General features: G+C 72.1%; 22 protein-coding genes. 6 read left to right on the top strand and 16 right to left on the bottom strand.

Features of this window, described 5'->3' with window-relative positions; translation table 11 throughout:
• Nucleotides 1-5: 5 nt before the first annotated feature.
• The 6 genes from ACIP5K_RS12885 to ACIP5K_RS12860 form a co-directional block, all read right to left on the bottom strand.
• Nucleotides 6-809: an aldose 1-epimerase gene (locus tag ACIP5K_RS12885; protein WP_401408457.1), complete on the bottom strand. Its 804-nt coding sequence runs from the start codon at nt 807-809 to the stop codon at nt 6-8.
• Between the two features lie 36 nt (nt 810-845).
• Nucleotides 846-1643 carry an SRPBCC family protein gene (locus tag ACIP5K_RS12880; RefSeq protein ID WP_401408455.1) on the bottom strand — a complete coding sequence of 266 codons (798 nt, stop codon included), beginning with the start codon at nt 1641-1643 and terminating at the stop codon, nt 846-848.
• Nucleotides 1644-2030: 387 nt separating this feature from the next.
• A complete protein-coding gene (locus ACIP5K_RS12875) occupies nt 2031-3554 on the bottom strand; it encodes a polyamine aminopropyltransferase (RefSeq protein WP_401408453.1) in 1524 nt (507 codons plus the stop codon).
• 91 nt (nt 3555-3645) lie between these two features.
• The gene (locus ACIP5K_RS12870) at nt 3646-4170 is read right to left on the bottom strand and encodes a DUF2617 family protein (RefSeq protein WP_401408451.1); all 525 of its coding nucleotides are present in this window, start codon (nt 4168-4170) and stop codon (nt 3646-3648) included.
• A 363-nt stretch (nt 4171-4533) separates the two neighbouring features.
• Nucleotides 4534-4851, bottom strand: coding sequence for a hypothetical protein (locus tag ACIP5K_RS12865; RefSeq protein ID WP_401408449.1), 318 nt, complete (start codon nt 4849-4851; stop codon nt 4534-4536).
• Nucleotides 4852-4984: 133 nt separating this feature from the next.
• Entirely contained in the window at nt 4985-5389 is a 405-nt protein-coding gene (locus ACIP5K_RS12860; protein ID WP_401408447.1) for a hypothetical protein, read from the bottom strand.
• A gap of 251 nt (nt 5390-5640) precedes the next feature.
• Between ACIP5K_RS12860 and ACIP5K_RS12855 the strand changes: the two genes are divergently transcribed.
• The 3 genes from ACIP5K_RS12855 to ACIP5K_RS12845 all read left to right on the top strand — a co-directional run bounded on the left by ACIP5K_RS12855 (nt 5641) and on the right by ACIP5K_RS12845 (nt 10228).
• On the top strand, nt 5641-7824 hold the full coding sequence (locus ACIP5K_RS12855; RefSeq protein ID WP_401408445.1) for a tetratricopeptide repeat protein: 2184 nt from the start codon (nt 5641-5643) through the stop codon (nt 7822-7824).
• Nucleotides 7821-9005 (top strand): pyridoxal phosphate-dependent aminotransferase, encoded by a 1185-nt coding sequence (locus tag ACIP5K_RS12850; RefSeq protein WP_401408443.1) that lies wholly within the window; start codon nt 7821-7823, stop codon nt 9003-9005. Before ACIP5K_RS12855 ends, ACIP5K_RS12850 begins: the two co-directional genes overlap by 4 nt.
• A 65-nt stretch (nt 9006-9070) precedes the next feature.
• Nucleotides 9071-10228: a hypothetical protein gene (locus ACIP5K_RS12845; RefSeq protein ID WP_401408441.1), complete on the top strand. Its 1158-nt coding sequence runs from the start codon at nt 9071-9073 to the stop codon at nt 10226-10228.
• 12 nt (nt 10229-10240) lie between these two features.
• On the opposite strand, the gene ACIP5K_RS12840 is transcribed toward ACIP5K_RS12845, so the two are convergent.
• Entirely contained in the window at nt 10241-10783 is a 543-nt protein-coding gene (locus tag ACIP5K_RS12840; RefSeq protein ID WP_401408439.1) for a YbjN domain-containing protein, read from the bottom strand.
• Between the two features lie 127 nt (nt 10784-10910).
• Nucleotides 10911-13517, bottom strand: coding sequence for an ATP-dependent chaperone ClpB (clpB, locus tag ACIP5K_RS12835; RefSeq protein ID WP_401408437.1), 2607 nt, complete (start codon nt 13515-13517; stop codon nt 10911-10913).
• 147 nt (nt 13518-13664) lie between these two features.
• Here clpB and ACIP5K_RS12830 point away from each other — a divergent pair, with 147 nt between their 5' ends.
• On the top strand, nt 13665-14108 hold the full coding sequence (locus tag ACIP5K_RS12830) for a pyridoxamine 5'-phosphate oxidase family protein (RefSeq protein WP_401408436.1): 444 nt from the start codon (nt 13665-13667) through the stop codon (nt 14106-14108).
• Nucleotides 14109-14217: 109 nt separating this feature from the next.
• Here ACIP5K_RS12830 and ACIP5K_RS12825 read toward each other — a convergent pair whose 3' ends face one another.
• Both ACIP5K_RS12825 and ACIP5K_RS12820 read right to left on the bottom strand, forming a co-directional pair.
• Complete coding sequence (locus ACIP5K_RS12825; RefSeq protein WP_401408435.1) at nt 14218-14574, bottom strand: hypothetical protein; 357 nt, start codon at nt 14572-14574, stop codon at nt 14218-14220.
• Nucleotides 14571-15008, bottom strand: coding sequence for a hypothetical protein (locus tag ACIP5K_RS12820; protein ID WP_401408433.1), 438 nt, complete (start codon nt 15006-15008; stop codon nt 14571-14573). Before ACIP5K_RS12820 ends, ACIP5K_RS12825 begins: the two co-directional genes overlap by 4 nt.
• Before the next feature lie 144 nt (nt 15009-15152).
• Here ACIP5K_RS12820 and ACIP5K_RS12815 point away from each other — a divergent pair, with 144 nt between their 5' ends.
• Together ACIP5K_RS12815 and ACIP5K_RS12810 are read left to right on the top strand one after the other, a co-directional pair.
• The gene (locus ACIP5K_RS12815; protein ID WP_401408431.1) at nt 15153-16163 is read left to right on the top strand and encodes a helix-turn-helix transcriptional regulator; all 1011 of its coding nucleotides are present in this window, start codon (nt 15153-15155) and stop codon (nt 16161-16163) included.
• Nucleotides 16160-17137 carry a LuxR C-terminal-related transcriptional regulator gene (locus ACIP5K_RS12810; RefSeq protein WP_401408429.1) on the top strand — a complete coding sequence of 326 codons (978 nt, stop codon included), beginning with the start codon at nt 16160-16162 and terminating at the stop codon, nt 17135-17137. The genes ACIP5K_RS12815 and ACIP5K_RS12810 overlap by 4 nt, the downstream gene beginning before the upstream one ends.
• Nucleotides 17138-17159: 22 nt before the next feature.
• Here the strand turns inward: ACIP5K_RS12810 and ACIP5K_RS12805 are convergent, their stop codons facing one another.
• From ACIP5K_RS12805 to dnaK, 6 genes are all read right to left on the bottom strand, one after another.
• Nucleotides 17160-18281, bottom strand: coding sequence for a substrate-binding domain-containing protein (locus tag ACIP5K_RS12805; RefSeq protein WP_401408427.1), 1122 nt, complete (start codon nt 18279-18281; stop codon nt 17160-17162).
• A 226-nt stretch (nt 18282-18507) separates the two neighbouring features.
• Entirely contained in the window at nt 18508-19026 is a 519-nt protein-coding gene (locus tag ACIP5K_RS12800) for a GNAT family N-acetyltransferase (RefSeq protein ID WP_401408425.1), read from the bottom strand.
• Between the two features lie 133 nt (nt 19027-19159).
• Entirely contained in the window at nt 19160-19606 is a 447-nt protein-coding gene (locus ACIP5K_RS12795) for a heat shock protein transcriptional repressor HspR (protein WP_401408423.1), read from the bottom strand.
• A 5-nt stretch (nt 19607-19611) separates the two neighbouring features.
• Nucleotides 19612-20799 carry a molecular chaperone DnaJ gene (gene dnaJ, locus ACIP5K_RS12790; protein ID WP_401408421.1) on the bottom strand — a complete coding sequence of 396 codons (1188 nt, stop codon included), beginning with the start codon at nt 20797-20799 and terminating at the stop codon, nt 19612-19614.
• 57 nt (nt 20800-20856) lie between these two features.
• Nucleotides 20857-21543 (bottom strand): nucleotide exchange factor GrpE, encoded by a 687-nt coding sequence (gene grpE, locus ACIP5K_RS12785; protein WP_401408419.1) that lies wholly within the window; start codon nt 21541-21543, stop codon nt 20857-20859.
• The gene (dnaK, locus tag ACIP5K_RS12780; protein ID WP_401408417.1) at nt 21540-23384 is read right to left on the bottom strand and encodes a molecular chaperone DnaK; all 1845 of its coding nucleotides are present in this window, start codon (nt 23382-23384) and stop codon (nt 21540-21542) included. The genes grpE and dnaK overlap by 4 nt, the downstream gene beginning before the upstream one ends.
• Nucleotides 23385-23513 lie beyond the last annotated feature (129 nt).

Here is a 23513-nt window from a genome sequence, read left to right as displayed (position 1 = left end):
TGAGCTTAAAGGCGCCGCCAGGTCCAGGTGGTGCTGGCCTCCAGCGGGTCCACGGGGGTGACCAGGCGGGGGGCGGTGTTGAGCCCGTTGGGCGGGCCGGTCTGCGGCTCGACGCACACGGCCGCGTCCTGCTCGTCGTAGACCACGACCCACGGCTCACGGCTGGTGACCCGCACGGCGAGCACCCCGGGCCAGGTCAGGGTGACGTCCACCCCGTCGGGCATCCCGAAGCAGTCGTCCCACGGCTGCGGCTGTACGTCGATGCGCTCGCCGGTGGGCAGGTGGTCCGCCCCGCGCCGCTCCTGCCAGGCGGGGTCGAAGGCGATGGCGGCCTCTGCCTCGGCGCCGTCCGCCGCGGGCAGCCGCCGGTTGAACCAGGGGTGCCAGCCGGCCTGCGCCGGGAACGAGTCGCCGTACGTCTCGATGCCGAGCGTCAGCGTCAGCGCGTCCTCGGTGAGGGCGACGACCTGGGTGACCCGGCCGGTGTACGGCCACGGGTCGGTGAGGTCGTACGTGAACGCCGCCTCGGTCGCCGACGCCCGCGCCGTGGTCCACTCGGCGTCCCGGGCGAAGCCGTGGATGGCGTGCGGCGGGGAGTTCAGCGGCATCTGGTGGACCCGGCCGCCGTCCATGAAACGGCCCTCCGCGATCCGGCCGCACCACGGCACCATCGGGAAGCAGCCGTAGCGCTCGCCCTGCCGGAGCAGCTCGGTCCCGGCGATCTTCAGACTGCTGATGCGGCAGCCGTTGCCCGGCGCCACGGTCACTTCCGCGTCGCCCGCGGTCAGCGTCGTTTCCTGTGTCGTCACGACCACTGACCCTATGCGGGGCGGGCCCCGGAGCGCTCAGCGGCGCCTGCGCAGCGCCCGGCCGACCACGATCGCGGAGGCCACGGCGAGGGCGGCGGCGGGGGCCGCCCAGCGCAGGGTGGCGGTCGCCGTGGCGCCGGAGGGGGCGGGCACGGGGGCGTAGCGGCCGCGCGGCGGGGCGTGGTCGACCTCCTCCGCGCTGCGGCCGATCATCGTGCGGCGGGCGTGGGCGGCGGCCGGCTCGGACGGCAGGTCCGTCTCGGGGTCGAGGGACGAGGGCGGCACGTCGGTCTCGTACACGGTCACCTCCAGCTCCGGGTCCGCTTCCGGGCCGGTGTCGCTGTCGGTCTCGCTGTCCTCCGGGGCCGTTGGGTCCGTTTCCGGATCCGTTTCCGGGTCGGGGTCGGTGCCCGGCTCCTGCTCCGCCGCCGCGAGGTTCTCCGCGAAACGGTTCAGCAGGCGCTGCGCCGTCGCTTCCACTGCGTCGCCGGGAAATTCGGCGACGCGGCCGTCGCCGGTGGCCGCGGCGGTGAAGGTGAGCGTGGTGCCGCCCTCCGTCGCCGCGGCGCGGGCGGTCAGCAGGAACGTCACCGTGCCGGTGCCGCGGGCCTCGACGCCCTCGCCGGTCACCTCGAACGAGCCGTCCGGGGTGCGGTCGACCGTGATGCTGCCGCGGTACGTGATGGTGTGGCCGTCGATCCTGACCTTCAGGCGGCCGGCGTCGCCGGACGCGTCGCGCTGGAACCCGGGCAGGGCCCGGGCCACCCGAAGGGGGTCGCCGAGCACCGCCCTCACGGACTCCGCCGGAACCGGAACGAACACCTCATGCTCCATGCCAGCCGACCCTACCGACTCCACCCCCCACCCGCCCCCGCTTCCCCCGAGCCCCCTCTGATTCATTCCCCCGCGCCCCTGGGCGGTTCGTCATCCGCGGCCCGGTGGCCGCTTCTCGCGCAGTTCCCCGCGCCCCTGAGATGCGCACTGCGTGCGGCATCTCATCAGGGGCGGCCCACCGGCCCGCTCCCAAAGGAGAGGCGCACGAAGCGCAGCCTCAGGGGGAGGCTGCGCGCAGCGCATGCCTCAGGGGCGCGGGGAACTGCGCGACCAGCCACGACGACGGCGCACCCGAAAAACCACCCAGGGGCGCGGGGAACTGCGCGACCAGCCCCCGCCGGGCCGCACACGAAGGACCACCTAGCGGCCAGGCAAGTGCCCGGAGGGTCAGTAGCGGGGGTGGACCAAGGTCGACGGAGGGGACGGGTGCGGCGGTCGGAGAACGTGGGCGGCACCACCCACCGGCACCCGCCACCCACCCAGCACAAAGCCGGCCCCCTCACTCCCCCGGTACGAAACCACCCGCAACCCCGCCGACCGCACGGTCCCGGCGACGGTCCAGAACCGCTCCGACACCGGCCCCCCGTGCACCACGACCCGCCCCCGCTCCCCCAGCACCCGCGCCACGAGCCCGTAGAACTCCTGCGAGTACAGCTTCGTCGCACTGGTGAGCGCCGGATCGGGCAGATCGCAGATCACGGCGTCGTACGGCCCCCGGAGCGACCCCCCGCCGCGCAGCAGTCCGAACACGTCCCCGGTGACCACCCGCACGCGCGGATCGCTCAACGCCCGCCCGTTCAGCGCGCTGAGCCCCGGATCGCGGCGCGCGAGCCGCACCACCGCGGGGTCGGCGTCGACGACGTCGACCCGGCGCACCCCGCCGAACCGCAGCACCTCGCGCGCCGCGATCCCGTCCCCGCCCCCCACGACGAGCACCCGCCCGCGCGGCCCGCCGCGCAGGGCGGGATCGACGAGATCGGCGCGGTAGCGCGCGGCCTCGTCGCCGCGCACCCGCAGCCGGCCGTCGAGGTAGAGCCCGAGCGGCCGCCCCCGCTCACCGCCGGTCAGCACGACCTCCTGCACCGGGCTCTGCACGGCGACCCGCACCGGCGCACCGAACATCGCGTGCCGGGCCGCCCGCTCGAAGTCGTCGACGAGGACCCAGGCGGCGGCCAGCAGCGCGAGCACCGTCACATTGGCGACGAGCAGCAGCCAGCGGCCCCGCGCGCTCAGGTCGCGCCGGAACAGCCCCAGGACGAGCGCCCCGCCCGCCACGGCGTTGACCGCGCCGGTCAGCAGCGCGCCCGTCAACTGCCCGAACAGCGGCAGCAGGACGAAGGGGAAGGCCAGGCCGCCCACGAGCGCGCCCACGTAGTCGGCGGCGAACAGGTCGGCGACCGCGCCGCCGGGGTCCTGTCTGCGGATGCGCTGGATGAGCACCATCAGCAGCGGCACCTCGGCCCCGATCAGCACGCCGATGGCCAGCGAGAAGCCGACCAGCAGGTATCTCGGCCCGTCGCCCCAGACCCCGCCCCAGCCGCCGGTCCAGGCGAACACGGCGTACAGGGCCATGGCGCTGCACCCGCCGACCAGGGCGAGCAGGGTCTCCAGCATCCCGAAGCCCGCCGCGGGACGGCAGCGCAGCCGCTTCGCGGCGAGCGAGCCGAGGCCCATGGCGAAGACCATGACGGACAGGACCACGGACGCCTGGGTGACCGAGTCGCCCATCAAGTACGAGGCGAGCGCGACCAGTTCCAGTTCGTACACCAGTCCACAGGCCGCGCAGACGAAGACGCCGGCGAGGACCAGGAACCGGCCGGTACCCGGCTTGACCGGGAGCGGGGCCCGGCCCGGCTCGCCCCGGGACCGCGGGACCCCCGAGTGCGGGGCAGGGGCGTGCGGATCGATCACTCGGGGAACGCTACGTCACCGCGCAACTCCACCTGGTCACCCACACGTGTGGAAAAGCGGCGCGGAGACATACCCGCGCCGCACCGGGTCGCTAGAGCAGCACGGCGGCGGAGCGGCGCACACCCACCCGGGTGCGGGTGGCGACGAGTTGACCGTCCTGCGGATACGCGTGCCAGGTGCGCCAGTGCACCTGACCCTCGTGCCGCTGGGCGAGCATCGCGGTGAAGGCGTGCGGACTGCCCGGGAAGACCCCGGCCAGACCGTTCGGGTGGTCGGAGACGAGGGCGAGCAGTTCCTGGGCGCGTCCCGCGAACTGCCCCGGGGTGAGGTCCTCGACGCGGGCCGCGAACTCGTACTCCCAGTCGCCGACGCGCTCGGCGACGCCGAGCGGCAGCGGGGTGCTGCTGCCCGGGATGCAGGCCACGGTCTCCGAGCAGCTGCCGTTCTCCTCCTCCAGGAGCACCTGGTGGGAGGCGCCGAGCAGCCTCAACTGGAGCGTGGCGCCGGAAAGTTGCAGGTCCAGGGTGGCCAGCGCGGGAAGCGGCTCGCGGCCCAGGGTCCAGGCCAGGTCGTCCGCGCTGGTGTCGGTGTAGGCGGTGTTCAGGGTCGTGAGCATGGGTCGGCTCCGCTGGCGCGCAAAGGGACGTGGGGCCGGCTGTCTCGAAGGGACCGGCTCGTGCCCACGCGAACGCGGTGAATGCGCGGTGCGAGGGCTGAGTTGACGGTTAAAAGGGAATCATGGGCGGTGGCGACGTCACAGCGTTTTTACCCAACTTGGCGGGGTTTCCATCCCCCCGAGCGCTGCACAGCTCAACTGTTCAACTTCCACGGGCTCCCGAACGCGCCCGGCGCACACCCTTCGGGTTCTTCCTGGACACATGTACGGGGACGGTGTCCCGGCATGCGGACGGCCCGCACAGACCGACTGCCCCGTGTCAGTCGCCTCCATGCGGGCCGCCCGCGTCCCCGTGGCGGGGCGTCAGCTGCCGCCGCCGCACCCGCCCCCGCCGCCGCACGACGAGCCGCCCCCGCAGGAGCTGCTGCCGCCGCCGCACGAGTGGCCGCCCCCGCAGGAGTGCCCGTGATGGCCGGACGACCCGGACGAGCACGAGGCCCCGCCGCCGCTCGCGGCACCGCCCCCGGCCCACCAGCTGCCGCTCGACCCGTGCGAACGCCGCTTGCCGTTCTTCTTCTTGAACGACGGACCGGACGCGCGACCGCTGTCGCCCGCCTTGGCCGTACCGACGACGAGAGCCACGACCAGCACCACGAAGACCACGATGACGACGATGTCCATCACCGGCCCTCCTTTCGCTTCCCCCGAATCCCCCGAGGGGCGCCCCGTGCGGGCGTGACAGGGGGATGCCCCTGCCCGGACGCGGCCAAAGCAGAGTTGAGCAACTCCAGAGCTTTCCCGGCCCGCCCGGCCTTCAGGCCCGGCCGGGCGGCCGGCGTCCGGGGTCCCCCGCCGGCACCACGACGATCTGATAGGCGTCCTCGTAGACGACCCGGCCGGGGTCGGTGGACTCCAGGCGGTGGCACTCCACGCCGTGCGCGGCCAGGAGTTCCAGGTAGCCGGCCACCCGGCCGATGAGGTGCCCGGCGGACTCCTTGAACCAGGCGACCGCGCCGGGATGCAGTTCACGGTCGTAGACCCGGGCGTCCACGTGGGACGGGTTGGGGTAGTGGGTGTCGTACCAGTCGTTGCCGGCCCGCCAGAACCGGTACTGCTCCTCCGTCAGCCTGCCCTGCGCGGCCAGCTCGTTCGCCAGCACGAAGACCCCGGGGTAGTGCCCCCGCTCGTGCCGCTGGGTGCCCTGGAACCGGACGTACAACGTTTCCTCCCTCTCCCGCCGACTGCTCCTCCGGCTCCCCGGCCTTCCCGGTCCGCGAGTTGCGCAACCACGGGCGCGCGCCGGACCGGAGGTCCTAGGCTTGGTCCCCCGGGACCGCGAGGCATCGGGGGAGCGGGGGAACGGGGAGCGGGGGAGCGGGGGGGCGGGGGAGCGCATGAGTGCCGAGCCGGTGCGCGTGGAGGAGCGGGCGTGGCAGTACGGGGCGGCGGTGACGGGCGGGCGGATGCCTGATGGCTGAGGAGGGCGGCGCGCGGGCCCAGGGGCCGCGCGCCATCGCCGCGGGGGGCGACATCGGGGTGGCGGTCACCGGCGACGGCGCGCGGCTGGTGGTGGTGCCGGCGGAGGCGGTGCGCTGGGCGCGGGAGACCGGGGCGCCGGCCGGCGCCGGGAACCTTCCCGGCTCGGCGAGCGGGGTGTTCGTGGGGCGGGAGCGCGAGCTCGACAAGGTGCGGCGCCTGCTGACCGGCTCCGGCGAGGCCGCCGTCACGCAGCTGTCCGGGACGCGGGCGATCCACGGCCTCGGCGGCATCGGCAAGAGCACCCTCGCCCTGCACTACGCCCACCGCCACCGGCAGGACTACACGCTGGTGTGGTGGATCACCGCCAGCGACGTCGAGCAGATCGTCAGCGGCCTGGCCGACCTCGCCCTGCACCTGTGCCCCCACCTGGCGGCGGCCACGGACCCCGCGGAACGGGCCGCGTGGGCGCTGCTGTGGTTGCAGTGGCACCCCGGCTGGCTGCTGGTCTTCGACAACGTGGAGGACCCCGCCCAGCTGCGCCACTACCTCGGCGCCCTGCCCGACGGGCACCACCTGGCCACCAGCCGGGTCGGGACCGGCTGGCACTCCGTCGCCCCCACCATGGCCCTGGGCCTGCTCGACGCGGACGCCGCCGAGACCCTGCTGTGCACCCTCGCCTTCGGACCCGGCCGCCTCCCCGACGCCGCGCAGCGCCGGGAGGCACGGGCCCTCGCCGCCGAACTGGGCCACCTGCCGCTGGCGCTGGAGCAGGCGGGCGCCTATCTCCACGAGACCGGCACCGCGGTGAGCGACTACCGGGCCCTGCTGGGCCACGTCATCGACCGGGCCCCCGGCGGCGTCGACCCGGAACGCACCGTCGCGCGCATCTGGAAGCACACCCTCACCGCGGTCGAGCGGCGCGATCCCCGCGCGGTCGGGCTCCTGACCGCGATGGCCTGGCTGGCCCCCGACGACATCCCCCGCTCGCTGTTCGCCCCGCTGTTCCCCGATCCCCTCGCGCTCGGCGAGGCCCTGGGCGCGCTGCACGCCTACAACATGGTGGCGTTCGGCGCCGACCGGCGGAGCGTCGCCGTGCACCGCCTGGTGCAGACGGTCCTGCGCCATCGCGGCGGCCCCGGCACGGATCCTCCGCCCGGCCGCGCGAGCGCCGAGCTGCTCGTCCGGCTGGCGGCGGCCGAGGACGGCCCCGAACCCCCGCCGTGGGAACAGCTGCTGCCGCACATCACGGCGCTGCTGGAGTCCACGCCGGCCCACCACCCGTCCTCGCCCGCGCTCGCGGACGTGTACGACGCCGCGTCGCAGTACCTGTACCGCCAGGGGCGGGACGCGCACAGCGTCGCGCTGCGCACGGCCGTCCTCGCCGAGCGGGAGCGGGCCCTGGGCGACACCCACCCCGCGACGCTGAACGGGCGGATCAACCTCGGCGTCGCCTACTGGGCGGCGGGCCGCCTGGACCTCGCCGTCCCCCTGTTCGAGAGCACGCTCGCCCAGTGCGAGCAGGTCCTCGGCGACACGCATCCCGACACCCTGAACAACCGCAACAACCTCGGCGTCGCCTACCGCACGGCGGGCCGGCCCGAGCTGGCCATCCCGCTGTTCGAGACCAGCCTCGCCCAGCGCGTGCACGTCCTGGGCGACACCCACCCCGACACCCTCACCACGCGCAACAACCTGGCCAGGGCCTACGAGTCGGCGGGCGAGCGGGACCGGGCCATCCCGCTGTTCGAGGCCACCCTCGAACAGCGCGTGCGGGTCCTCGGCGACACCCACGTCAACACCCTCAGCAGCCGCAACAACCTCGCCTGCGCCTACCAGGCCGCCGGCGACCTCGACCGGGCCATCCCGCTGTTCGAGGCCACCCTCGCCCAGTCCGAACAGGCCGTGGGCCACACCCACCCCAACACCCTCACCAGCCGCAACAACCTCGCCCACGCCTACCATGTCGCGGGCGACCTCGACCGGGCCATCCCGCTGTACGAGACCACGCTGGCGCAGGCCGAGCGGGTCCTGGGCGACGCCCATCCCAGCACGGTGATCTGGCGCAACAACCTCGCCGTCGCGCGCCGGGCCCGGCGCCGCCCGCACCCGGGGGAGCCGCAACCGGACGGACCGCCCCCGCGAGTTGATGAAGCCCCGGCATCCGGCGCAGGATGACGGGCATGACCTCCCGCAGCCGCCCCCTCCTCAACCGCCGCCTCGCCGAGTTCGGGACCACGATCTTCGCGGAGATGTCCGCGCTGGCCGTCTCCACCGGCGCCCTCAACCTCGGGCAGGGCTTTCCCGACACCGACGGGCCCGAGCAGGTGCGCGAGGCCGCGGTGCGGGCGCTGCGGGACGGGCGCGGGAACCAGTACCCGCCGGGGCCCGGCGTCCCCGAGCTGCGGGCCGCGATCGCGGCGCACCAGAAGCGGCGGTACGGCCTGGAGGCGGACCCCGACCGCGAGGTGCTGGTGACCGCCGGCGCGACCGAGGCCATCGCGGCGTCGCTGCTCGCCCTGGTCGAGCCCGGGGACGAGGTGATCGCCCTGGAGCCGTACTACGACTCGTACGCGGCGAGCATCGCGCTGGCGGGCGGCACCCGCGTCCCGGTCACCCTGCGCCCGCACGACGGCGCCTTCCGCCTCGACCTCGACGAGCTGCGCGCCGCCGTCACCCCGCGCACCCGGCTGCTGCTCATCAACACCCCGCACAACCCGACCGGCACCGTCCTCACCCGCGCCGAGCTGACCGCCGTCGCCGAACTGGCCGTCGAGCGGGACCTGCTCGTCGTCACCGACGAGGTGTACGAGCACCTGACGTACGGCGACGCCGAGCACGTCCCGCTTGCGACGCTGCCGGGGATGCGCGAGCGGACGGTGACGATCGGGTCGGCCGGCAAGACGTTCTCGTTCACCGGGTGGAAGGTCGGATGGGTGACGTCGTCGCCGGAGCTGGTGACGGCCGTCCGCTCGGCCAAGCAGTTCCTCACGTACGTCTCGGCGGGACCGTTCCAGTACGCGGTCGCCGAGGCGCTCGCCCTTCCCGACTCCTACTTCTCGGACCTGCGCGCCGACATGACGGCCAAGCGGGACCTGCTCGTCGCGGGGCTCTCCGACGCCGGGTTCGGCGTGTTCCGGCCGCAGGGCACGTACTTCGTGACGACCGACATCCGGCCGCTCGGGTTCACCGACGGGTTCGCGTTCTGCCGGGCGCTGCCCGAGCGGTGCGGGGTCGTCGCGGTGCCCAACGCCGTGTTCTACGACGACCGGGAGGCCGGGGCGCCGTTCGTCCGGTTCGCGTTCTGCAAGCGGGAGAGCGTCCTGACGGAGGCCGTGGGCCGCCTGAAGGCCCGGTAGGGGCGGCGGACCCGGTCGGCGCAGCACCGCTCGCGGGGGCGCCGCCCGCACCGCAGGGTTCGGATGTGACCGAGTCGAGCAGCATCGTCGTCCATGACGCCCCCTCAGCCACGACGGCCTCCCCCGCGCTTAGCGCCCTCGGCCTGTTCGCCGCCGCCCGGCTGGCCGGGATCGCGGCGCTCGCCCTCGCCGGCGACCGGCCCTGGGCGCTGCTCGGCCGCTCCTGGGACTCGCTCTGGTACGTCAGTATCGCCACCCACGGCTACGGCGCCCGGACCCTGCACCCGGCCCCGGGCCTCCTCTACCAGGACCTCGCCTTCTTCCCGCTGTACCCGGCGCTGATCCGCGCCGCGCACACCGCGCTGCCGATGATCGGCGCGAGCACCTGCGGCCTGCTGATCGCCTGGGCGGCGACGGCCGCCGCCGCGCTCGGCATCCACCGCATCGGGCTGCGGCTGCACGGCCCGGCGGTGGCCGCGCTGCTCGTCGTGCTGTGGGGGGTGCTGCCGCACTCGGTGGTGCTGTCCATGGGGTACACGGAACCGGTGCTCACGGCGCTGGCCGCGTGGGCGCTGTACGCGCTGCTGACCGGCCGCTGGCTCTGGGCGGGCGCGCTGGCCGCGCTGGCGGGCCTCGCCCGGCCGAACGGCTTCGCGGTGGCCGCCGCCGTGCTGGCGACCGCCGCCTGCGAACTGTTCCGGCGGCGCGGCCGTGTTCCCCCCGGGCTGTGGGCGGGCGCGCTGCTCGCCCCGGCCGGCTGGGCCGCGTACGTCCTGTGGGTGGGACGGCGCCAGGGCGATCTCCTCGGCGGGTACTTCGCGGTGCAGCGGGCGTGGGGGTCGACGTTCGACCTGGGGGCCGGGTCGGCCCGGTTCGTGAAGCGGATGCTGCTGCGCGGGGACGCCTTCGTGTTCCCGGTGGCGCTGCTGATCGTGGCGGTGGGCGTCCTGCTGTTCGCGCTGCTGGTCCTGGACCGGGCGCCGCTGCCGCTGCTCGTCCACAGCGGTGTGCTCCTGTCCATCGCGGTGTGCGGCTCGGGGTTCTTCGAGTCGAAGCCGCGCTTCCTGCTGCCCGCGTTCCCGCTGCTGCTGCCGGTGGCGTGCGCGCTGGCCAGAACGGCGAGAACCCGGCCCGCGCAGGCCCTCCTGGTGGTGGGTGCGCTGGCCGGGCTCTCGGTGGCGTACGGAACGTACCTGCTGGTCCACGCCCACAGGCCGCTGTAGCCGGGGTGGTGCCTACTCGGTGTCGTCGCCGGGCTTCTCGTCGTCCACGGCCGAGTCGACGTCGGCCTCCAGGCCGAGCTCCTCGATCAGCCAGCGGTCGAACTCGATCGCGGCGCGCACCCAGCTGACGGTCGACGACACGAAGTGCTCCAGGGAGACTCCGGTGCCGATCAGCATCTGGGCCTCACCGATGAGACGGACCGTGCCGTCGTCGTGGGTGTGGCTGTAGACCTTCGGCCACAGGGTGCGCCGGTTCCAGTCGTCGATGGACTCCAGGAGCTGCGGCTTGGCCTCGATGCCGTGCGGCCGGTCGTAGAACGTCCGCACCGAGAAGACCTGCTGGTCCCCCTCGCCGCGGAACATGAAGTAGGTGCGGAACTCCTCCCACGGCGCGGCGAGGTCGCCCTCGTCGTCGATGACGTGCTTGAGCTCCATCTGGTCGAGCAGCTGCTTGACCAGGTCCTGGTCGGGAATGACGGGGCCCGCCGGTCCCGCCCCCTGCTGCGGCTGGGGCTGTCCCCCGAAATTCGGAATCGAGGACGGGTCGATGCTCACGCGCTTGTTCCCTTCGTATGGATGCGGCCATCCTCTCCCAGAAGGGCCCCCCGGGGGCAAGCCCGGCACCGCGTCGGTCCCCGGTGTTCGCTTCCGGCTGCGCGACACCGGGGACCGACGCGGCCCGCTACGGCCTTCCGGTCCCGGCCGTGGCCTCGGGCCCCACGATCAGCCCGTTCTCGAACACGTCCACCCGGACCGTGTCGCCGTCCGTGATCTCGCCGGACAGGATCTCCTTGGCGAGCCGGTCGCCGATGGCCGTCTGGACCAGGCGGCGCAGCGGCCGGGCGCCGTACGCCGGGTCGTTGCCCTCGTCCGCGAGCCAGGTCAGCGCGGCGTCGCTGACGTCGAGCGTCAGGCGGCGGTCCGCGAGGCGCTTGGCGAGGCGGTCGAGCTGGAGGGCCGCGATGCGGCGCAGCTCGTCCTTCTCCAGGGCGGAGAAGACGACCAGGTCGTCGAGCCGGTTCAGGAACTCCGGCTTGAAGGAGGCCCGGACGACTTCGAGGACCTGCTGCTTCTTCTCGTCCGCCGAGGACATCGGGTCGATCAGGAACTGGCTGCCCAGGTTCGACGTGAGGACCAGGATCGTGTTGCGGAAGTCGACCGTGCGGCCCTGCCCGTCGGTGAGCCGGCCGTCGTCGAGCACCTGGAGCAGGATGTCGAAGACCTCCGGGTGCGCCTTCTCGACCTCGTCGAGCAGCACGACCGAGTACGGGCGCCTGCGCACCGCCTCCGTGAGCTGGCCGCCCTCCTCGTAGCCGACGTAGCCGGGCGGGGCTCCGACGAGCCGGGCGACGCTGTGCTTCTCGCCGTACTCGCTCATGTCGATGCGGATCATGGCCCGCTCGTCGTCGAAGAGGAAGTCGGCGAGCGCCTTGGCCAGCTCCGTCTTGCCCACGCCCGTGGGGCCGAGGAAGAGGAAGGAGCCGGTGGGGCGGTCCGGGTCGGCGATGCCCGCGCGGGTGCGGCGGACGGCGTCGGACACGGCGCGGACGGCCTCGGACTGGCCGATGAGGCGCTTGCCCAGCTCGTCCTCCATGCGCAGCAGCTTCTGCGTCTCGCCCTCCAGGAGGCGTCCGGCGGGGATGCCGGTCCAGGAGGCGACGACGTCCGCGATGTCGTCGGAGCCGACCTCCTCCTTCACCATGGTGTCCCGGGCGACCTCCTCCTCGGCCTCGGAGGCTTCCTCCAGGTCGCGCTCCAGGGTGGGGATCTCGCCGTACAGCAGCTTGCTGGCGGTGTCGAAGTCGCCGTCGCGCTGGGCCCGCTCGGCCTGGCCGCGCAGCTCGTCGAGCTTCTCCTTCAGCTCACCGACGCGGTTGAGGGACTGCTTCTCCTTCTCCCAGCGGGCGGTGAGTCCGCGCAGCTCCTCCTCCTTGTCGGCGAGGTCGCGGCGCAGCTTCTCCAGCCGCTGCCGGCTGGCCGGATCGGTCTCCTTGCCGATCGCCAGCTCCTCCATCTTCAGCCGGTCGACGGCGCGCTGGAGCTCGTCGATCTCGACCGGGGACGAGTCGATCTCCATGCGCAGCCGGGACGCGGCCTCGTCGACGAGGTCGATGGCCTTGTCGGGCAGGAAGCGGGAGGTGATGTACCGGTCGGAGAGCGTCGCGGCGGCCACCAGGGCGCTGTCCGCGATCTGCACCTTGTGGTGCGCCTCGTAGCGGCCCTTGAGCCCGCGCAGGATCGCGATGGAGTCCTCGACGGACGGCTCGGCGACCAGCACCTGCTGGAAGCGGCGCTCCAGCGCCGGGTCCTTCTCGATGCGCTCGCGGTACTCGTCGAGCGTCGTGGCGCCGACCATGCGCAGCTCACCGCGGGCGAGCATCGGCTTCAGCATGTTGCCCGCGTCCATGGCGGAGTCGCCGCCCGCGCCCGCGCCCACGACGGTGTGCAGCTCGTCGATGAACGTGATGACCTGGCCGTCGCTCTCCTTGATCTCGGAGAGGACGGTCTTCAGCCGCTCCTCGAACTCGCCGCGGTACTTCGCGCCGGCGACCATCGCGCCGAGGTCGAGGGAGACGAGCCGCTTGTCCTTCAGGGACTCCGGGACGTCGCCCTTCACGATGCGCTGGGCCAGGCCCTCGACGACGGCGGTCTTGCCGACGCCGGGCTCGCCGATGAGCACCGGGTTGTTCTTGGTGCGGCGGGACAGCACCTGGACGACCCGGCGGATCTCCTGGTCGCGCCCGATGACGGGGTCGAGCTTGCCCTCGCGGGCGGCGGCCGTGAAGTCCGTGCCGAACTTCTCCAGTGCCTTGTAGGACCCTTCGGGGTCGGGTGTGGTCACCCGGCGCCCTCCCCTGCTCTTCGCGAACGCCTCGGCCAGCTTCTTCGCACTGGCTCCATTCTCGGTCAGCACCTCGCCGGCGGCGCCGCCCTTGGCGGCGAGGGCGATCAGCAGGTGCTCGGTGGAGAGGTACTCGTCGCCCAGCTCCCTGGCCCGCTCGTTCGCGTCCGCGATGACCGCGAGCAGGTCGCGGCTGGGCTGCGGCGGCGGGACGGTCGACCCGGTCACACTGGGCAGGGACGCCAGGACGCGCTCGGCACCCGCCCTGATCCGCGCCTGGTCCGCGTCGACGGCGGCCAGCAGATCGACGATGTTCTCGTTGTCCTGCCCCTCCAGCAGGGCAAGCAGCAGATGTGCCGGGGTCAGATCCGGGTGTCCCCCGGACACGGCCCGGCTGCTCGCCGCGTTGATCGCGTCGCGGCTCCGGTTCGTCAGCTCGGCGTCCACGTGCCTGTTCTCCTCCTGTACCCGATGTGACCGGCGGCCCCGATGAGGTGACCGACCGTGATGACGGTGATGACTCTGACTCTCTCAACGGAGATAAAGTTGAGTCTATTCCACTCAACCTTGGCGGCGGGAGGTAAGTTCCCGGACATGGCCCAACGGATCGACCTCGACCATCCGCCCGACGCCTTTCTCAGCTTCTGGCGGGAACGGCATCTGTGCACCCTGACGACCCTGCGCCGCGACGGGACCCCGCACGTCGTCCCGGTCGGGGTGACCTACGACGCCGGGACGCGGGTGGCCCGGGTGATCACCGGCAGGACGACCCGCAAGGCGGCGCACCTGCTCGACGGGCCGGGGCCGGTCGCGGTCTGCCAGGTGGACGGGCGGCGCTGGGTCACGCTGGAGGGGCGGGCCACGGTGCGCACGGATCCGGACAGCGTGGCCGATGCCGAGCGCCGGTACGCCGAGCGCTACAGGACACCGCGGCCGAATCCGGACCGGGTGGTCATCGAGATCGCGGTGACCCGCGCGACGGGCAACGCCGTCTTCGACTCCGACGCACGACCCACGGGCACACAGGTCACCGGGTAACCGCGGACGGACACGTAAAACAGCAGCGGCGCCACCGTGTTTCAGGTCCACGGTGGCGCCGCTGCCGGGGGGAAGCACCTGCGCGATCTACAACGACGGGGGCATCGCGTCAGGCACTGCGGGGGGTGGCTGTGCGGGGGGACGCCTCTCGGGGCGCCTGCGAGGCCTCGGGTCCTGCCTCGCCGACCAGTTGATGGTCCCGCTGGTCGAGATTGACGAAAATCATTCCGTACCGGACGACGGACCGCACCGGCTGTGGGGCGCCGCGCGGCCGACGCAGACACCGGAAGGCCCGGATGTCGTCGTCGTCCTCCCGCACCACGACGATCGGTTCGCCGAACAGGGTGACCATGAGGGAGTCACCGGCGTTCGGGATCGCCGTCACGAGGTCGATGGTGTGCCAACCGGAGCGGTAGGCGATCGCCATCTCCCGGCGCAGGGTTCTGTCGTCCGGTGGCGTGATCATGCAGCACCGTCCACGGGGGCGGTGCTCCAGGAGAGGTCCGGGGGGACCACGGCCTGCCGGGCCGTCGTGCTCCCGCCGGCGGGTGCCTTGCTCCAGGACAGGTCAGCGGGGCGCACCACCGAGCCGGCGGCGGGGCCCTTGCTCCACGACAGGTCCACGAGCAGGGCCGCCGCGGCGTCGGCCGGCGCCGAACTCCACGACAGGTCCGCGGGCCGGACCGCCGGGCCGGCGGACGCCCTGCTCCAGGACAGGTCCGCGGGCCGCGCGACCGCGCCGGCCGGGGCCGAACTCCAGGACAGGTCCGGGGGAGCCACGGCCCGCGACCCCGAAGTACCCGAACCGGCGGGCGCCGAACTCCACGACAGATCCAGGGCGCCGGCAGCGCCGAAGGCCAGCCCGGCGGAGAAGGCACCCACCAGTATCGAGCGAAGCATTTCCTTGCGCATAGTGGGCTTCGTCCTCACTTCCATGGCTACTCTTCCCCCGGCTCCCCAAGACGATGGCTCATTCGGCCACGCAAACACCACAGGATCGATGCATCATGTTCCTGCACGTTCAGGACCCTGGGGGGTGAGCAAGTGATACCAAAACAGCCACATGGGACACATCCCCATGCTGCGGCCGAATTGTGTGACGAGGGCCGGCGGTTGTACGCCCATGCCCTGCACGCCGGGCGTATCGCGCGCACCGAAGTGGTGCCCGCTCCATGTCTGCTGGACTTCGCCCTGCTCCACCCGGATCCGGACGACGCCAACTGGCTGCGCCCGGTGCCGCCCGCGGCGGCGCTGGCGCAGCGACTGCACCCCATCGAGCGCGAGATACAGGAGCGCAGGAGCCTCGCCGTCGACCTCACCAACTATTTCGAACCTTTCATGGCGATCAGCGCACAGGATCCGGCGACGACCCACGCGATCACCGTGCTCGAAGGCATCAACCGCATCAACTCGGCCATCGAGCTGGCCATCGCGGAGTGCTCGTCCGAGATACTCACGGTCCAGCCGGGCGGCGGCCGCAGCGAGACCTCGCTCACCGAGGCCCTGGAGCGCGGCCAGGACGTCATCGCGCGCGGCATCACCATGCGCACCCTCTACCAGCACACGGCCCGGCACAGCCAGGGGACGCTGGTCTACGCCGAGCACATGGCGCGCGGGAACGTCGAGATCCGCACGCTGGAAGAGCTCATCGAGCGCCTGATGATCTTCGACCGCACCGTGGCCTTCATCCCCACCCGCGGCGACACCGAGGTCGCCCTGGAGCTGCGCCATCCCGGCCTGGTCGAGTATCTGACCACCGTCTTCGAGCAGTTGTGGGGGCGGGCGGTGCCCCTGCTGGAGGAGGCGCCGTACGCGCCGCCCACCGACGGCATCACCGGGGTGCAGCGCTCGATCGCCAAGCTCCTGGTCGACGGCCATGTCGACGAGGCCATCGCCCGCCGCCTCGGGATGAACGTCCGTACCTGCCGGGCGCACATCGCCAAGCTGGCGGCGGCCCTGGGCAGCGGCAGCCGGGCGCAGCTCGGCTACCTCATCGCCCGCTCGGGCCTGCTCGACTCCGCGACACCCGAACCGAACAGAGAGAGTCATTCGTGACCGCGCAGGGCCACCCCCACGGCGTCGGCGAACTGTGCGAGGCCGGAATGAGCCTGTACACGCACACCCTGCGCGAAGGCCGTGTGCTGCGGCAGGACACCGCCCCCACCCCGTGCCTGGAGGCGTACGGGCTGCTCCACCCGGACGCCGAGGACCCCCAGTGGCTGCGCCCCGTGCCGCCCGCGATCGCGCTGCCGGGCCTGCTCAAGGCGATCGAGCAGGACATCGTGCAGCGGCGCAGCCAGGAGGCGCGGCTCGCCGACACGTTCGCGTCGCTGATGGCGCTGGACGCGGAGCGCGCCGCGGTGCCGAACGCGCCGCTGATCAGCGTGCTGCTCGGGCTGCGGCGGATCAACGAGGCGATCGCGGAGGCCACCGCCGAGTCGTGCAGCGAGCTGCTGACCATCCAGCCGGGCCCGGCGCGGCCCGCGTCCCTCCTCGCCGGTTCGCTCCCGCGCGAGCAGGAACTCCTCAGCCGGGGCGGCCGGATGCGCACGCTGTACCAGCACACCTCGCGGCACTCGCCGGCCGTCCTCGCGCACTACGAGGAACTGACCGGGGACGTCCAGGTCCGCACCCTCGACGAGGTGACCGAGCGGCTCGTCATGCTCGACCGGACCGTGGCGTTCATCCCCGCGAACCCGGACCGCACGGTCGCCCTGGAGATCCGGCACCCGGCGCTGATCAGCTATCTGGCCACCACCTTCGAGCGGCTGTGGCGGCTGGCGACCCCCATGTTCCCGCTGGACCTGGGCGAGGAGCCGTCGCCGGGCAGTGTCACCACCCGGCAGCGCACGATCGCCGCGCTGCTCACCGAGGGCCACACCGACGCGGTCATCGCCGAGCGCCTCGGGGTGAACATCCGCACCGTGCGGGTCCACATCGCCAAGCTGGCGACCACCCTCGGCAGCGACAGCAGGGCCCAGCTCGGCTATCTCATCGGCCGGTCGGGGATCCTGGACCAGGAGTCCTGAATCCCCGGCCGCGCCCGGACCGCTACTTCAGCCCGGCCTCGGCGCAGGCGGCCGCGTACTCGCCCGAGCAGATCTGCTTGACGGTGTAGATCTTGTCCTTGACCACCGTCTGCTTGATGTTGGACCGCTTCAGCGCGACGACGCTGATGCTCGCCGTGTGGATCTGCTGGGTGGTCGGGCTGTCGGTGCGGCTGGTGGCCAGCGACTCGAACTCGATGTCACGGCCCTGCGCGACGCGGACCGCCATCTCGGCGGCGGTCGCGGCCTCGTCGGGGTAGGGCTTGTAGACGCTCATGTACTGGTCGCCGGTGAGGATGCGGCGCACGGCGGCGAGTTCGGCGTCCTGGCCGGTGATGGGCGGCATCTTGGTGACGCCGGCCTGCTTCAGCGCCGCGATCACCCCGGCGGCCATGCCGTCGTTCGCCGAGTAGACGCCCGCGATGTTCCCGGCGCCGAGCGCGGCGATGGCCTGCTCCATGTTGGCCTTGGCGTTCTGCGGCTTCCAGGCCACGGTGTCGTACGACTTCGCGACCGTGACCGTGCTCTCCATCTCGGCGCGCGCGCTCTTCTTGTAGGCGGCGGCGTTCGGGTCGGTCGGCGAGCCGTTGATCATCACGACCTGGGCCCGCTTGCCCTTGTCCGTGCCGATCGCGGCGACGAGCTCCTTGCCCTGGGTCTGGCCGACGAGGTCGTTGTCGAAGCCGACGTACGCGTCGACCGGGCCCTCGGCGAGACGGTCGTAGGCGATGACGTGGATGCCCGCGTCCTTCGCCTTCTTCACCGATGCGGCGATCGTGTGCGCGTCCACGGCGTCGACGATGATCGTGTCGACCTTCTCGTCGATCATCTTCTGAAGCTGGCGGCTCTGGAGGTCGGGGTCCTGGTCCGCGTTGGCGTATACGAACTTGCCCTTGCGGTCCGTGAGTTCGGAAACCTGCTGCTCGATGATCGGCCGGTCGAACTTCTCGTACCGGGCGGTCTCCTTCTCCGGCAGCAGCAGACCTATCGTGACATCGTTGCCCTTGCGCACGGGTTCACCGCTGCCGCTGCTCCCCCCGGGCAGCAGACCACCGCAGGCCGTGAGCGATACCAGCAGGACGGATGCGGCGCCCGCCTTCGTGGCGCATCGCATTCGCGTGTTCATGACGGATACCTCCCTGACGTGGCCGCGACGGTGCGACCGAGGTGGCTCGAAGCCAACTCGGCCCCCCATGCGTCGTCAAGAGGTGAACCAATAACGCAATGAAACCGCGTCCGTTACTTCCCCACATGAAGTCGGAAGTCCCCCCAAGGGGCGAATACTGGACATCGGTCCCACGTTCACAGGTTCCTCACCGGCCCGGCCCGCAGCGCCGCCCCGCCCGCCGGGGCTATCCCTCGAACTCGGTGAGGTCGATCGCGTAGAGCCGCAGCCCGCCGTCCTCACCCGTCGGCGTCATCCCCAGCTTGTGGAGAACCTTCATCGAGGACGCGTCGTCGGGGGCGGCGGCGGCCACGACGCGGTCGATGCCGCGGTCCTGGAGGGCGAACTCCAGGGTCGCCTGGGCCGCCTCCGAGGCGTATCCCTGACCCCAGAACTGGCGGGCGAGCCGCCACTGGATGCCGATGTGCCCGGCCACGCGCGCCGGGGCGTCCGGCACGAAGAGCCCGACCGCGCCCGCCAGCTCGCCCGAGCCGAGGAGCTCGACGGCGAACAGCCCGAAGCCCTCGTCGTCCCACTCCTCCTCCCAGCGCTCGATGTCCTCGGCGCTCTCGTCGAGGGAGCGCGGCGCGCCGTCGCCGACGAGGCGCATCACGGCCGGGTCGCCCTGGATCTCGGCGAGCGGCCCCAGGTCGTCGTCGGGGAGCCAGCGGCGCAGGAGGAGGCGGGGGGTACGGATCTCGGTCATGGGGCCATCCTCCGTCATCCGGGGCCGCACCCTCGCCCGGGGAGCGCGCCCCGCCCGCGGGCTCCGGCCCCGCCCCGCACGGCGGAAGGGGCCCCGGAGTCGGTGACTCCGGGGCCCCTTCGGACGCTGTTCCTCAGTCCTGCGGTCTCTTCGGCCGCCACACCACCAGCGCGCTGGTCTGCTGCACCTCCTGGTACGGGACCAGGTCGCGGCGGTACGAGGCGTGCACCGCCGCCTCACGCTGCTGGATGGCGGCGGCGGCCCCCTCCACGGCGGCGGACAGCTCCGCCACCCGGGACTGGAGCGCCGCGACCTGGTTCTCCAGCTCGATGATGCGCTTGATGCCCGCCAGGTTGATGCCCTCGGTCTGCGACAGCTCCTGCACCGTGCGCAGGAGCTCGATGTCGCGGGCCGAGTAGCGCCGGCCGCGCCCGGCCGTGCGGTCGGGCGAGACCAGGCCGAGGCGGTCGTACTGGCGCAGGGTCTGCGGGTGCAGGCCGGACAGCTGGGCCGCCACCGAGATCACGTACACCGGTGTCTCGTCGGTCAGCTCGTACGGGTTGCGGCGACGGCCATCCATCTGGCTCAAGCTCCCTTCGCGGCCTGGAACAGTTCTGCCCGCACATCGGTGCCCTCAGTCGCCTCGCGGTACGACTCCAGGGCCGAACGGGCCTCTTCGGACAGGTCCTTGGGGACCGCGACCTCGACGGTGACCAGCAGGTCCCCGCGGGTGCCGTCCTTGCGCACGGCCCCCTTGCCGCGGGCCCGCATCGTCCGCCCGTTCGGCGTGCCCGCGGGCAGCTTCAGGGTGACGGCGGGGCCGCCGAGCGTGGGCACCTTCACCTCGCCGCCGAGCGCCGCCTCGGTGTACGTGACGGGCACGGTCACCGTGAGGTTGTCGCCCTTGCGGTCGAAGACCGGGTGCTTGTCGACGTGCACGACCACGTACAGGTCGCCCGCCGGGCCGCCCCGCTCGCCGGGCGCGCCCTTGCCGCGGAGCCTGATGCGCTGCCCGTCCGACACCCCCGCGGGGATGCGGACCTGCATGGTGCGCGAGGACTTGGCGCGGCCCGACCCCTTGCAGACCTCGCAGGGGGTCTCGGCGATCAGGCCGCGGCCCTTGCAGTCGACGCACGGATCGGTGAGGGAGAAGCCGCCGCCGCCGCCCCGCGAGACCTGCCCGGTGCCGACGCAGGTCGGGCACACGCGCGGCGTGCCGTTCTTGTCGCCGGTGCCCGAGCACGCCTTGCAGGGCGCCTGGGAGGACATCCGCAGCGGGACCGTGGCCCCGTCCACCGCCTCGGTGAAGCTGAGCGTCACCTCGGACTCGATGTCCTGGCCGCGGCGCGGCTGGGTCCGGGTGCCCGGACCCGCGCCGCCCCGGTTGAACAGGCCGCCGAAGACATCGCCGATGCCTCCGCCGAACCCGCCCTGGGCCCCGCCGGCGCCGCCCTGGGGGCCGCCGCCGAAGAGGTCGCCCAGGTCGAAGTTGAACGTGCCGCCCCCGCCCGCGCCGCCGGGCCGGAACCCGCCGCCCGCGAACAGGGCACGCGCCTCGTCGTACTCCTTGCGCTTCTTGGGGTCGCCGAGGATGTCGTTCGCCTCGGAGATCTCCTTGAAGCGGTCCTCCGCCTTCGGGTTGCCCTTGTTGGCGTCGGGGTGGTTCTCCCGCGCGAGCTTGCGGTACGCCTTCTTGATCTCGGCGTCCGTGGCGTCCTTGGGGACGCCGAGGACCTTGTAGTAGTCCTTCTCGATGAAGTCCTTGGTGCTCATCGGCCTCGACGTCCCTCCTTACCGGGCTCACTCACATCGGTCGGCACCTGGTCACGGTCAGCCCTCGTCCGGGCCACCGGTCTCCTTCTCGGCGTCCGTGGACTCGGACGCGTCGTCGGACGTGACCGTCTGCGCGCCGGGCTGCGGCTCCGCGACCGCCACCCGCGCGGGGCGGATGGTGCGCTCGCCGATCCGGTAGCCCGGTTGCAGGATCGCCACACAGGTCGTCTCGGTGACGTCCGGCGCGTAGCTGTGCATCAGGGCCTCGTGCACGGTCGGGTCGAAGGGCTCGCCCTCCTTGCCGAACTGCTGGAGACCCATCTTGGCGGCGACCGTCTCCAGCGACTCGGCGACGGACTTGAAGCCGCCGACGAGTTCGCCGTGCTCACGGGCGCGGCCGATGTCGTCGAGGACGGGAAGCAGCTCGGACAGGAGGTTCGCGACGGCGACCTCCTTGACCGTGACGCGGTCCCGCTCCACCCGGCGACGGTAGTTCTGGTATTCGGCCTGGAGGCGCTGGAGGTCCGTGGTGCGCTCGCTCAGAGCGGTCCGCACCTGGTCCAGCTGCGCCGTCAGGGCGACGTCTTGGGCGTCTTGGTTGCTGGAAGCTGAGTCCCCGGCCGGGGCCGCCCCCTCGCCCTTGTCGGGCGAGGCGGCGGTCTTCGGCTCGGCGTCGTCGGAGGTCGCGCCGGAGGGGACGTCAGGCTTCTCGTTCTCCTCGAAGCCCGGGGTCTCCTCCGTCACGCGGCACCGTCCTTGCGGTCCTCGTCGACGATCTCGGCGTCCACGACGTCGTCGTCGGCCTTGGCGTCACCCTGCGGGGCCTCGGCGCCACCGGCGGCCTGCGTGCCCTGGGCGTCGGCGTACATGGCCTGGCCCAGCTTCTGCGAGACGGCGGCGACCTTCTCGGTGGCGGTGCGGATCTCGGCCGGGTCCTCGCCCTTGAGCTTCTCCTTCAGCTCGGTGACGGCTTCCTCGACCTCGGTCTTCACGTCGCCGGGCACCTTGTCGGCGTTGTCGGCGAGGAACTTCTCCGTCTGGTAGACGAGCTGCTCGCCCTGGTTGCGCGACTCGGCGGCCTCGCGGCGGGCGTGGTCCTCCTCCGCGTACTTCTCGGCCTCTTCGCGCATCCGGTTGACCTCGTCCTTCGGCAGCGAGGAGCCACCGGTGACGGTCATCTTCTGCTCCTTGCCCGTGCCGAGGTCCTTCGCGGTCACGTGCATGATGCCGTTGGCGTCGATGTCGAAGGAGACCTCGATCTGCGGGACACCGCGCGGCGCCGGCGGCAGACCGGTCAGCTCGAACATCCCGAGCTTCTTGTTGTAGGCCGCGATCTCGCGCTCGCCCTGGTAGACCTGGATCTGCACCGACGGCTGGTTGTCCTCGGCCGTCGTGAAGATCTCGGAGCGCTTCGTCGGGATCGTGGTGTTGCGCTCGATGAGCTTCGTCATGATGCCGCCCTTGGTCTCGATACCAAGCGACAGCGGGGTGACGTCGAGGAGCAGGACGTCCTTGACCTCGCCCTTGAGGACACCGGCCTGGAGAGCGGCGCCGATGGCGACGACCTCGTCCGGGTTGACGCCCTTGTTGGCCTCGTTGCCCGCGGTCAGTTCCTTGACCAGCTCGGCGACGGCCGGCATACGGGTCGAGCCACCGACGAGAACGACGTGGTCGATCTCGGAGAGCTGGATGCCCGCGTCCTTGATGACGTTGTGGAACGGCGTCTTGCAGCGCTCCAGCAGGTCGGACGTGAGCTGCTGGAACTGGGCGCGCGTGAGCTTCTCGTCCAGGTGCAGCGGGCCCTCGGCGGACGCCGTGATGTAGGGCAGGTTGATCGTGGTCTCCGTCGAGGACGAGAGCTCGATCTTCGCCTTCTCGGCGGCCTCGCGCAGGCGCTGGAGCGCCATCTTGTCCTTGGACAGGTCCACGCCGTGGCCGTTGTTGAACTGCTTGACCAGGTAGTCGACGACGCGCTGGTCCCAGTCGTCACCACCGAGGTGGTTGTCGCCGTTCGTGGCCTTCACCTCGACGACGCCGTCGCCGATCTCGAGGAGCGAGACGTCGAAGGTGCCGCCACCGAGGTCGAAGACGAGAATGGTCTGGTCGTCCTTGTCGAGGCCGTAGGCCAGGGCGGCGGCCGTCGGCTCATTGACAATACGCAGGACGTTCAGGCCCGCGATCTCGCCGGCCTCCTTCGTCGCCTGACGCTCGGAGTCGTTGAAGTACGCGGGAACGGTGATGACCGCGTCCGTGACCTTCTCGCCCAGGTACGCCTCGGCGTCCCGCTTCAGCTTCTGCAGCACGAACGCGCTGATCTGCTGGGGGTTGAAGTCCTTGCCATCCAGGTTGATCTTCCAGTCAGTGCCCATGTGGCGCTTGACGGAGCGGATGGTCCGGTCCACGTTCGTGACCGCCTGGCGCTTGGCGACCTCGCCGACCAGCACCTCGCCGTTCTTCGCGAAGGCGACGACGGACGGCGTGGTCCTGGCGCCCTCCGCGTTCGTGATGACGGTGGGCTCGCCGCCTTCGAGAACGCTGACGACGGAGTTAGTCGTGCCCAGGTCGATGCCGACCGCACGTGCCATTTCGATTCCTCCAGAGTGCTTACTTGAGTGGATCTGACTCAAGGGTGCACGACACCCGCCCCAGAGTCAACAGACCTGAGTCGACCCCACTCAAGTTTTATCCTGCGCTTATCTGCAAGAGGCGTAGAA

It is taken from the genome of Streptomyces sp. NPDC088785 (assembly GCF_044750685.1).
Classification (GTDB): domain Bacteria; phylum Actinomycetota; class Actinomycetes; order Streptomycetales; family Streptomycetaceae; genus Streptomyces.
The sequence above is the reverse complement of the archived record's forward strand: the minus strand, read 5'-3'. Positions and strand labels throughout refer to the sequence as shown.

Coding starts and splice junctions, on each gene's coding strand:
- dnaJ (WP_401408421.1), bottom strand. CDS start 20,799: ATGAGCACCAAGGACTTCATCGAGAAGGACTACTACAAGGTCCTCGGC.
- ACIP5K_RS12855 (WP_401408445.1), top strand. CDS start 5,641: ATGGCTGAGGAGGGCGGCGCGCGGGCCCAGGGGCCGCGCGCCATCGCC.
- ACIP5K_RS12830 (WP_401408436.1), top strand. CDS start 13,665: ATGGCCCAACGGATCGACCTCGACCATCCGCCCGACGCCTTTCTCAGC.
- ACIP5K_RS12870 (WP_401408451.1), bottom strand. CDS start 4,170: ATGCTCACGACCCTGAACACCGCCTACACCGACACCAGCGCGGACGAC.
- ACIP5K_RS12825 (WP_401408435.1), bottom strand. CDS start 14,574: ATGATCACGCCACCGGACGACAGAACCCTGCGCCGGGAGATGGCGATC.
- ACIP5K_RS12805 (WP_401408427.1), bottom strand. CDS start 18,281: ATGAACACGCGAATGCGATGCGCCACGAAGGCGGGCGCCGCATCCGTC.
- ACIP5K_RS12795 (WP_401408423.1), bottom strand. CDS start 19,606: ATGGATGGCCGTCGCCGCAACCCGTACGAGCTGACCGACGAGACACCG.
- ACIP5K_RS12850 (WP_401408443.1), top strand. CDS start 7,821: ATGACGGGCATGACCTCCCGCAGCCGCCCCCTCCTCAACCGCCGCCTC.
- ACIP5K_RS12800 (WP_401408425.1), bottom strand. CDS start 19,026: ATGACCGAGATCCGTACCCCCCGCCTCCTCCTGCGCCGCTGGCTCCCC.
- ACIP5K_RS12820 (WP_401408433.1), bottom strand. CDS start 15,008: ATGCTTCGCTCGATACTGGTGGGTGCCTTCTCCGCCGGGCTGGCCTTC.
- dnaK (WP_401408417.1), bottom strand. CDS start 23,384: ATGGCACGTGCGGTCGGCATCGACCTGGGCACGACTAACTCCGTCGTC.
- ACIP5K_RS12865 (WP_401408449.1), bottom strand. CDS start 4,851: ATGGACATCGTCGTCATCGTGGTCTTCGTGGTGCTGGTCGTGGCTCTC.
- ACIP5K_RS12880 (WP_401408455.1), bottom strand. CDS start 1,643: ATGGAGCATGAGGTGTTCGTTCCGGTTCCGGCGGAGTCCGTGAGGGCG.